The sequence below is a fragment of the uncultured Oscillibacter sp. genome, assembly GCF_910587525.1.
Classification (GTDB): Bacteria; Bacillota; Clostridia; order Oscillospirales; family Oscillospiraceae; genus Oscillibacter.
Genome location: NZ_CAJULS010000099.1, coordinates 1 through 8,657 on the forward strand (window position 1 = coordinate 1; position 8,657 = coordinate 8,657).

Sequence of the window (8,657 nt, forward strand, 5' to 3'; positions counted from 1 at the left end):
CATCGCCAAGCTGGAGCGGGGCCAGTTCATCATGATCCGGGAGGGCACCGCCGCCAGGAACCTGGAGTCCCTGGTCCCCCTGCTGTGCGATCAGTACTCTGAGCGGTGCATGTTCTGCACTGACGACAAACACCCCAGCGACCTGCTGGAAAAGGGCCACATCGACTACATTGTGAAAAAGGCCATCGCCCTGGGGGCGGACCCCATCACGGCGGTGAAGGTGGCCTGCCACAATGCCGCCCGCTACTTTTTGCTGAACAACCGGGGGGCCATCGCCCCGGGGTATCTGGCGGACTTTGTGCTCATCGACAATTTCCAGGATTTCAACATTGAGAAAGTCTTCAAAAAGGGCGTCCTGATGGTGGAGAACGGCACGGTGCGGGACTTCCCCGCCCCGGAGATCGAGCCCTATCTCACCCAGCGGGCCCACAGCACCTTCCATCTGGGCCGCCTCACGGCGGAGGACTTCATGGATCACCGCCCCCGGGGCATCATCGGCATGGTGGAAGGGGAGATCACCACCCAGGACGCGGGCTACTCCGACCGCATCGACGTGGAGTACGACGTGCTGAAAATCGCCGTGGTGGAGCGGCACAAGAACACCCACCACATCGGCATCGGCTTTATCCAGGGCTACGGGCTCAAGTCCGGCGCCGTGGCCACCTCCATCTCCCACGACTCCCACAACATCATCGTGGTGGGGACCAATGAGGCCGGCATGGCTGCCGCGGTCAACCGGGTAGTGGAACTGAACGGCGGTATCGTGGTGTGGGACGGCGGCGCTCCTATCGCCGAGGTGCCCCTGGCCATCGCGGGCATCATGAGCGACGAGCCGCTGGAGACGGTGAACGAGAAACTGGAGTCCGCAAAAGAGCAGGCCCACGGCCTGGGCGTGGGGCAGGGCATCGACCCCTTCATGACACTGAGCTTCATGGCCCTGCCGGTGATCCCCTCCCTGCGGATCACCACCCGGGGCGTGTTCGACGTGGGCAGCCAGAGCTACGTGTGATACTTCTTCTCGAGAGAAAGAGTATCAAAAAAGAGCTTGATTCCACCGCACAGCCTGGCGGTCATCCAAGTCTCTGCGGCGGCAGCAAAAAAAGGTCCCGGAGCAATGCTCCGGGACCTCGCCTTATTTTGTTCTCAGGGGCAGGTAGGATTGGAAGTGCCAGCTTCCGTTTCGATTTTTTAACGTCAGGACGGAGGTATCGCTCATAAGGCAGGCCGTATCCTCCGAATACCAGCCGGACGTACACTCAAACCAGCCGGGGTCCATGTCGCTGACGAAATTATAGTACGCCCCGTACTCCGGAAGGCAGAGAAGGGTGGTGCTCCTGGAATAATCCCTCGCGCCGGAGCCGTTGTAGGGGGAGAAATCCAGATACTCCGTGGTGATGCCCATGTGCTCTTTCAGACAGGCGTCCACGTCTGCGCGGAGGTACTTATGGATGGGCACGGGCATCCGGTCAAGGGAAAGATCCCCAAAAGGCCAGCCCTCCTCCGCTTTCAGTGCCTGAAATTCCGCTTCGCCGGAAATCTCCTCCCCCGGCGAGAAGTGCCGCAAAAAGGCGGAGAGGTCCAGCTCCTCCGGCCAGCGGTAATAGCAGGAGACCAGGCAGGTCAGCGGGTTTACATAGCTCACCCCGTCCCGCTCAATGAAGGGCTGGAAGGCCCCGTTTACCCGGGTAATCTCCTCCGCCGTCAGGGGGACCGCCCCCTCCGGCAGGAAGGACTGGAAGAGCCAGCGGTCCTCCTGCTTCCGCAGGGTCAAAACCGTATTGCTGCCGGCGAGCCGGGCCTCCCCGTCCGTGTACCAGCCGCTCTCACACCGAAAGACCCCCGGGCCGAAGTCGCTGGTGGTGTTGTAGTAGGTTTGAAACGCCTCCAGATAGTAAAGACCGCTGGTCCACGGGGCGGCGAGGTCCTCCGTTGTGACCCCCGCGTACTCCGTCAAAAAGGCGTCCACCCGGTCCCCGGGGTACCGGTGGATGGGCACCGGCATGTCCTCCTGGGGCCGGTCCCGCTCAAAGTCCCACGCCTCCAGCCCCGTCAGGGCCGCGTACTCCTCCTGGCTGACAGTACCGCCGTCATCCTCCTCCGGGAGAGGCCAGTACGCCAGAAAGGCAGACAGGTCGATCTCCTCCGGGGTCTGGTAGAAGCAGGTGAAAAATGCGCTGAGCGGGTTCGCCCGGGACACGTTTTTCTCGTCGGTGAAATAGGGCAGAAATGCCCCGTTCACCCGGTTGACCTCCTCCGCCGTCAGGGCAGCCGCCCCCTCCGGCAGGTCCGGCGGGTTCTCCGGGCCCTTTGTCTCCGGGGCGGTATCCTCAACAGGCGGTGCCTCTTCCGGAGGAGGCGTTTCCTCCGCCTTTTGGCCGCAGGCAGTCAGCAGCAGCGCCAGCAAAAGCAGCGTCGCCAATATGCGCTGTTCTTTCACGCCGCGCTCCTCACCCGTTTTCAATGATGACCTGGCACGCCTTCATGGCCGCCAGCGCGTTTTTGTGGCTCTCCGGCGTCACCCCGGCGCAGCAGGCCGCATCCACCACAGTTTCCACCTCCGGCAGAAAGGACTTGACCAGCAGCACGTTGGAGATCACACAGATGTCGGTGCACAGCCCGATGAACGTGGCCTTTTCCACCCCGGGCCGGCCCTGCTTTTTCAGATCCTCATCCCGGGCCTTCAGCATGGCCCCCAGATACCGGCTGCCAAAGCCGTGCTTGTCGATGGGCGTCCGGCCCACGGCGTACGCCGTCAGCTGGGGGACGATCTCCCAGCCCTCCGTGCCCCAGATGCAGTGGGGAACCGGGAGATTCCGGCCCTCCTGGCTCTCCAGATAGTCCGGCCCGTGGGTGTCCCGGGTGAAGATGATCTCCTCCCCCTGCTCCAGGGCTTTTGCCACCCGGCGGGCGGCATAGGGCACGATGGCCTTTGCCTCTGCCGTCCCCAGGGGCCCCGTGACAAAGTCGTTCTGCATATCCACCACAATCAGATAGTTCATACTCCAAACCTCCCTGCGTTTTTTCCATTCTACTCCGTTTGAAGATATTTTACAAGACTTTTTCCCCCGCCAGGGCTATACTGTCACCGTGAAGGAGGCGCACCCATGGACACAAGCGAGAAAACCGCGGTCTTTGACCGTGTTTTGCAGACCGAGGGCTACTGTTTCCGGGGGCTAGCCCAGCCCTTCCCCACCCACTTCCACGGTCACTACGTGCTGGGGCTGGTGGAGGGCGGCATCCGGGAGCTTGCCTGCAGGGGACAGACGTGGACCCTCCGTCCCGGCAGCCTCATGCTGCTGAGTCCCGGGGAGAGCCACGCCTGCACCCAGCAGGAGGGGACGCTGGACTACCGCAGCGCCAACGTCTCCATTGAGGCCATGCTGACGCTGGCCGCCGGGCTGACAGCAGACGGGAAGCTGCCCGTCTTTTCCTCACCGGTGGTGGAGGACTTCCCGCTGGCCCAGCAGTTTCATGCATTCCACCGCCGCCTCATGGCCGGGGACAGCGCCGCCGCGGAGGAAGCCCTGCTGCTGTTCCTCTCGGGCCTGCTGGAGCCCGCCGCCTCCGCCCCGGCGCCGGAGCCCTGCCGGGCAGAGGCCGCGGCGGCCCGGATTTTTATCCAGGAACACTTTGCCCAGCGGATCAGCCTGGACCAGCTCTGCCGCCACACCGGCCTGAGCAAGTCCACGCTGCTGCGCGCCTTCACCCGGGAGGTTGGCATCACCCCCTACCGGTATTTGGAGACCGTTCGGGTCAATGAGGCAAAAGTCCTGCTGGAGCGGGGCGTGCCGCCTCTGGAGGCAGCCCTGAAAACCGGCTTTTCCGATCAGAGCCACTTCACCAACTGCTTCACCCGCCACATCGGCCTGCCGCCGGGGATGTACCAGAATATCCGAAACGAAAGAGGAGAAACCGATGGACTTCCAGACTGAAAAATGCGTCATCGTGGCGGACGGAGCCCTGCCCCCAGGGCTCATCGCCAACACCGCCGCCATCCTGGGGATTACCCTGGGGAAAAATCTTCCGGAGGCCGTTGGGCCGGATGTGATCGACGGCTCCGGCGTCCTCCACCCGGGCATCATCGCCTTTCCCGTGCCCATCCTGCGTGGGGACCGGGAGAGCCTCCGCTCTCTGCGGGAGAGGCTCCGCACGCCACCCTTCTCCACCCTCTTCGCCGCGGACTTCTCAGAGCTGGCCCAGGGGTGCAGGACCTATGGGGAGTTTCAGGCGAAGATTGCCGCCGCGCCGGAGGACAGCCTCCAATATCTGGGCGTCGCCGTCTGCGGAGACAAAAAGCTGGTGAACAAGCTCACCGGCAGCCTGCCGCTGCTGCGGTGAGAATCAGGCCGCCCCGGCATACGCCGGGGCGGTCTTTTCAGCGCCTGTGGGGTCCGGCTCCCTGACCGCACCTCTCTTATCCGAATCTCTCCAGCATCTCCACATACCTGTCCAAGTGGTCCCGCAGGTCCGCCTCTCCCCAATAGGCCACATGGAAAACCTGTCCGCCCCGGCGCATGACCAGATGCTGCCGGGACTCAATGGTATCCCGCCAGTACCAGGCGCTGTCCGTTCCCGGAACGGTAATCCGCAGCTCGGGATGGTCCGCGATGTCCGGCCAGAAAGTCCACCGCCAGTCTCCTCATGTCTCTTCCCCCTCTCTCATCTCCCGCTGTCCGTCGTCCACACAGCGGCGCATATTCTCCATCTCCCGCCGGAACAGCGCCCGGCCATTCTCCGTGATCCGGTAGACCCGCATCCGGCCCTGGGACCAGCTCTCCCGGATCAGCTCCTCCTCCTGAAATTTCCCCAGGATGGCGTACAGCGTCCCCGGCCCCAGGGCCGCCCGTCCCTCCGTCAGCTGCCGGACATAGGCGGCGATCTCCGTGCCGCACCGCTCCTGCCGCCACAGGGCCAACAGGACGTAGAACATGCTCTCCGTCAGGGACTTCAAGGGTTGTCTTGCCATGGCGGCCCTCCTTTCATGCTCTTGGAAACTGTATTCACAGGCGTTGAACGCCGTCTGTGAATATAGTTTCTTAATATCGTTTTGCGATATTACCTGCTTTCAGTTCAGCATGATATTATAATACGATATTGTCAACAGTAAGTTTGGGGCCGGAAGTTTCACCCAGCTCTGGCAGGTTTTGAGGGTTGCTTCCTGCCCTTGGTCTCCGCTACAATAGACGCAGGAAATTTTGCGGAAAGGAAGGGATGTATGACACGACAGATAAACCCGAAATCAAAGAGCGGCCGCCGCTCTCCCGGCAGGAGAATGCTGCTGGGTCTGCTGGCGGCCCTGACACTGGCTGTCCCGGCCAAGGCCGCCCGGACGGTGCCCGTCCAGATCGACGGCACGGCCCTGGACGCCGTGTGCCATCTGGAGAACGGCGTTACCTACGTGCCCCTGCGTGCGCTGCTGGACACCCTGGGGGGCTGGGATGTATCCTGGGACAGCACCAAACGGGCTGCCGTGGCCGTCTCCGGCGATTCCTGCCTGACGGCGGATCCGGCGGCAGACACCGTGACGGTGGACGGCGAAGCCCGCTCCGGCAGAGTCTATGTCCAGGAGGGCGTCACCTACGTGCCCCTGCGGACCGCCGCGGAGCTGCTGGGGTGCGCCGTGGAGTGGGACGCCTATTTTCAGGGAGCCGCCGTCACCTCCCGGTCGGCAGAGCACAACGCCGTGGACTTCTACTGGCTCAGCCGGATCATCAGCGCCGAGAGCCGGGGCGAACCCATGGAGGGTCAGATCGCCGTGGGCAACGTAGTGCTGGAGCGGGTGGCCAGCGAGGATTTTCCGGACAACATCCCCGACGTGGTCTTTCAGCAGGCCGGCGGCATTGTGCAGTTTGAGCCCGTGGAGAACGGCACCGTGTACCTGGAGCCTACCGACCAGTCCGTGGAGGCTGCCCGGCGGACGCTGCGTGGGGAGAAGTCCCTGGAGGGGGCCATGTTCTTCTACGCCCCGGCCCTGTCCGAGGGCGTGTGGATCAACGGCAACCGGACGTATCTCACCACCATCGGCTGCCACCGGTTCTATCTCTGAGCGCCTGCCGGGAACAGTGCAAAACCGGCCGGAATCCGCCGGCGGCGGTCAATTGGACCGCCGCTGGCGGATTTTTTTGTAAAAACCGTATAAAGGTTTTTCAAATCTCTTTTTTATTTCGGCAACTTCGCTCTTGTGTAAAACCCCTTTTTTTCGGTATCCTATATATGAAAACTTTTCCACATTAAATTCGCAAAGAAAAGGGGCGGCATAATATGCTGAAGAGCGAGTATTTACAGCGCGTATACACACAGGTCATCACCCGTGATCCCGACCAGCGGGAGTTCCACCAGGCGGTGCTGGAGGTGCTGGAGAGCCTGGACCTCATCGTGGACCAACATCCGGAGTACGAGGAGCACGGCATCATCGAGACTTTCGTGGAGCCCGAGCGCATGATCTGCTTCCGGGTGCCCTGGGACGACGATCAGGGCCGCGTCCACGTGAACCGGGGCTACCGCATCCAGTTCAGCTCCGCCATCGGCCCCTACAAGGGCGGCCTGCGGTTCCACCCCACGGTGAACCTCAGTATCCTGAAGTTCCTGGGCTTTGAGCAGATTCTGAAAAACAGCCTCACAGGCCTGCCCATGGGCGGCGCCAAGGGCGGCAGCGACTTCGATCCCAAGGGCCGGAGCGACGCCGAGGTCATGCGTTTTTGCCAGAGCTTCATGACGGAGCTCAACCGCCACATCGGCCAGTTCGTGGACGTGCCTGCCGGCGACATTGGCGTGGGCGCCCGGGAGATCGGCTATCTCTTCGGCCAGTACCGCCGGGTGCGGGGCAGCTATGACGCCGGCGTCCTCACCGGCAAGGGCCTCTCCTTCGGCGGCTCCCTGGTGCGCACCGAGGCCACTGGCTACGGACTGTGCTACCTCACCGAGGAGATGCTCCGCTGCATGAAGAAGGAGAGCTTTGAGGGCAAGACCGTGGTCATCTCCGGCAGCGGCAACGTGGCCATCTTCGCCACGGAGAAGGCCACCCAGCTGGGGGGCAAGGTAGTGGCTCTCAGCGACTCCAACGGCTATATCCACGATCCAAACGGCATCAATCTGGAGGTGGTGAAGGACATCAAACTGGGCCACCGCGGCCGCATCAAGGAGTATGCGGACCGGGTTCCCGGCAGCACCTACACCGAGGGTTTCCGGGGCATCTGGAACGTCCCCTGCGACATCGCCCTGCCCTGCGCCACCCAGAACGAGATTGACGGCGAGATCGCCAAGACCATCGTGAAGAACGGCGCCATCGCCGTGGCGGAGGGCGCCAATATGCCTTGCCTGCCCGATGCCATCCGGGTCTTCCAGGATGCGGGCGTGCTTTTCGCCCCCGCCAAGGCAGCCAACGCCGGCGGCGTGGCCACCAGCGGCCTGGAGATGAGCCAGAACAGCATGCGCTACTCCTGGAGCTTTGAGGAGGTGGATCGCCGCCTCAAGGACATCATGGTGAACATCCTCCACAACGCCTACGACGCCTCCGAGGAGTGCGGCGTCCCCGGCGATCTGGTGGTGGGCGCCAATATTGCCGGCTTCCTGAAGGTCTCCCAGGTCATGGTGGCCCAGGGCCTGATCTGAGCTGCTTTTCCCGAGAGATATAAGGCCCCTTAGCGGCTCTGCAACGACAGCCAAATGCGGCATTTTGCAAACAACATGTTCCGTTTATCAGGAGAGCCGCGGGCTTATGCCCGCGGCTCTCTTTGCAGATTTTCAACCGCGCCGGTTATAAAAGCGGGCGCTCCGGTCACAGTCCCTGTCTCACGGCGTTCTCCACCGCCTTCTTGATGACCGTGCTGGAGTTTGTCGCCCCTGACACAGCATCAACTTCAATTTTCTGCTGGGCGATAATGGCCTCAGCCACCGCCTCCGCGGGACTGCCCCGCTCATTTTTGTGCTCCAGAATGCGGATGTCTGTGATCTTCCCGCTCTCCACGGTGACCTCCACCTTGGCTGATACAAAGTCAACGCCGTACGCACCCACATATATTCCATCGGAGACTTGGGAAAGGTCGGTCTCCTCAAAGGTCGTCTCCTCCACCGCCCGCTGGTAATCCGCTACCCGTTTCAGATAGACCGCCCCGAAAAGCAGACCCGTCAGGAGACAAACCACCCCAGCTGCCAAAACAATTCTCTTCCGGCACATTCTCACTTCACCTCTCCCGCTTCCTTGGCGATGGAGCGGTCAGCATCCGGAACCCGCTTTCCAGAAACTGATCTCCGGACAATCCCGACGCACGCTCAATATACGGTTCTTTGTTTGCCGCCAGCTGGATCAGTCCGGACAGCATCCCCCAGAATTGCGGGATCGTGGGCATTACCTCCAGATCCCTCCGCAGGTCGCCCCGCTCCAGAAACAGCTCCGCAGCTGCCGCGGCGATCTTCGCCCGATGGGCGCTCCTTATCCACGATGCCAATACCGAAACGAAAAAGAAAGAACTGTTTGTGCCACAGCCAAGGGCTACGAGTACCTGTGTGAAATAGCGCTTCGCAAGGGCGGCGGTGTTCATGCAACGTAAAAAGATGACCCTCCGCTTTGACCTCGACCGCCCGGAGGACAGGAGGGCGTGGGAGTATCTGCAAAGGCTTAACCCGGCATCCATGAACAAGGCTGTGCTGGCAATCAT

Annotated in this window: 9 protein-coding genes; 5 read left to right on the forward strand and 4 right to left on the reverse strand. The window is 62.2% G+C overall.

The window, feature by feature from the left end; genetic code table 11:
- Positions 1-1,009, forward strand: a 1,009-nt coding sequence (locus QZ326_RS09320; protein ID WP_295744360.1) for an adenine deaminase C-terminal domain-containing protein, incomplete at its 5' end; no start/stop codon positions are given.
- Positions 1,010-1,132: 123 nt separating this feature from the next.
- Here the strand turns inward: QZ326_RS09320 and QZ326_RS09325 are convergent.
- Complete coding sequence (locus QZ326_RS09325; protein ID WP_295744362.1) at positions 1,133-2,437, reverse strand: hypothetical protein; 1,305 nt, start codon at positions 2,435-2,437, stop codon at positions 1,133-1,135.
- Between the two features lie 10 nt (positions 2,438-2,447).
- Positions 2,448-2,999: a cysteine hydrolase family protein gene (locus QZ326_RS09330; RefSeq protein WP_295744364.1), complete on the reverse strand. Its 552-nt coding sequence runs from the start codon at positions 2,997-2,999 to the stop codon at positions 2,448-2,450.
- 105 nt (positions 3,000-3,104) lie between these two features.
- Between QZ326_RS09330 and QZ326_RS09335 the strand changes: the two genes are divergently transcribed.
- Complete coding sequence (locus QZ326_RS09335) at positions 3,105-3,932, forward strand: AraC family transcriptional regulator (RefSeq protein WP_295744366.1); 828 nt, start codon at positions 3,105-3,107, stop codon at positions 3,930-3,932.
- Complete coding sequence (locus tag QZ326_RS09340) at positions 3,916-4,338, forward strand: DUF2000 domain-containing protein (protein WP_295744368.1); 423 nt, start codon at positions 3,916-3,918, stop codon at positions 4,336-4,338. The genes QZ326_RS09335 and QZ326_RS09340 overlap by 17 nt, the downstream gene beginning before the upstream one ends.
- 301 nt (positions 4,339-4,639) lie before the next feature.
- Here QZ326_RS09340 and QZ326_RS09345 read toward each other — a convergent pair whose 3' ends face one another.
- Positions 4,640-4,966, reverse strand: coding sequence for a PadR family transcriptional regulator (locus QZ326_RS09345; protein ID WP_295744370.1), 327 nt, complete (start codon positions 4,964-4,966; stop codon positions 4,640-4,642).
- Positions 4,967-5,215: 249 nt separating this feature from the next.
- Between QZ326_RS09345 and QZ326_RS09350 the strand changes: the two genes are divergently transcribed.
- The gene (locus QZ326_RS09350; protein ID WP_295744373.1) at positions 5,216-6,046 is read left to right on the forward strand and encodes a cell wall hydrolase; all 831 of its coding nucleotides are present in this window, start codon (positions 5,216-5,218) and stop codon (positions 6,044-6,046) included.
- Between the two features lie 215 nt (positions 6,047-6,261).
- Complete coding sequence (gene gdhA, locus QZ326_RS09355) at positions 6,262-7,611, forward strand: NADP-specific glutamate dehydrogenase (protein ID WP_295744376.1); 1,350 nt, start codon at positions 6,262-6,264, stop codon at positions 7,609-7,611.
- A 166-nt stretch (positions 7,612-7,777) separates the two neighbouring features.
- Here gdhA and QZ326_RS09360 read toward each other — a convergent pair whose 3' ends face one another.
- Positions 7,778-8,155, reverse strand: a complete 378-nt coding sequence (locus QZ326_RS09360) for an FMN-binding protein (protein WP_326172552.1) — start codon at positions 8,153-8,155, stop codon at positions 7,778-7,780.
- Positions 8,156-8,657 lie beyond the last annotated feature (502 nt).

Excerpts from the sequence above, each read along its gene's own strand:
- QZ326_RS09330 (WP_295744364.1), bottom strand. The coding sequence starts at position 2,999 with ATGAACTATCTGATTGTGGTGGATATGCAGAACGACTTTGTCACGGGG.
- QZ326_RS09335 (WP_295744366.1), top strand. The coding sequence starts at position 3,105 with ATGGACACAAGCGAGAAAACCGCGGTCTTTGACCGTGTTTTGCAGACC.
- QZ326_RS09340 (WP_295744368.1), top strand. The coding sequence starts at position 3,916 with ATGGACTTCCAGACTGAAAAATGCGTCATCGTGGCGGACGGAGCCCTG.
- QZ326_RS09345 (WP_295744370.1), bottom strand. The coding sequence starts at position 4,966 with ATGGCAAGACAACCCTTGAAGTCCCTGACGGAGAGCATGTTCTACGTC.
- QZ326_RS09350 (WP_295744373.1), top strand. The coding sequence starts at position 5,216 with ATGACACGACAGATAAACCCGAAATCAAAGAGCGGCCGCCGCTCTCCC.
- gdhA (WP_295744376.1), top strand. The coding sequence starts at position 6,262 with ATGCTGAAGAGCGAGTATTTACAGCGCGTATACACACAGGTCATCACC.